Source organism: Agromyces binzhouensis (genome assembly GCF_004135055.1).
GTDB lineage: Bacteria > Actinomycetota > Actinomycetes > Actinomycetales > Microbacteriaceae > Agromyces > Agromyces binzhouensis.
The window spans coordinates 1-610 of the sequence record NZ_SDPL01000797.1; the positions used below are offsets into that span (position 1 = coordinate 1).

Here is a 610-nt window from a genome sequence, read left to right on the forward strand (position 1 = left end):
GCGCCCGGTTCGTGGTGAGCCCCGGGCTCGCGGACGACGTCGTCGAGCGCGCGCTCGCCCGCGGCGTCGACGTCGTTCCGGGCGTCGCGACCGCGACGGAGGTCCAGCGCGCCGTCCGCCTCGGCCTGAGCCGCCTGAAGCTCTTCCCCGCGGGCCAGCTCGGCGGGCTCGGGCTGATACGCGCGCTGGCCGGGCCGTTCCCCGACGTGCGGTTCCTGCCGAGCGGCGGAGTGAACTCTGCGAACGCCGCGGACTACCTCGCCGACCCGAACGTGTTCGCCGTGAGCGGCAGTTGGATGGCGACCCGCGACCTGATCGCGGCGGGCGACGTCGCGGCCATCGAGCGGCTGAGCCGCGAGGCCGTCGCGGCGGTGGCGCGATGAGCACCGGCGACCGCGGCACGCGCAGCGTGCTGACCCTCGGCGAAGGCCTCGGCGTCCTCCGCACGCGCGGGATCGGCTCGCTCGCCCACGAGACCGACCTCGTCGTCGGCACGGGTGGCGCCGAGGGCAACGTCGCTATCGGCCTCGCCCGACTCGGCATCGCGGTCACCTGGCTCGGCCGGGTCGGCGACGACGGACTCGGCACGCGGGTCGCGCGCGAGCTGCGC

2 protein-coding genes are annotated in these 610 nt (G+C 76.4%); both read left to right on the forward strand.

Going from position 1 to position 610, the window contains the following annotated elements:
- A partial coding sequence (locus ESO86_RS18290) for a beta/alpha barrel domain-containing protein (protein WP_479722798.1) occupies window positions 1-383 on the forward strand: 383 nt, incomplete at its 5' end.
- The coding region (locus ESO86_RS18295; RefSeq protein WP_242492455.1) for a PfkB family carbohydrate kinase at window positions 380-610 on the forward strand (231 nt) is incomplete at its 3' end. The genes ESO86_RS18290 and ESO86_RS18295, both read left to right, overlap by 4 nt.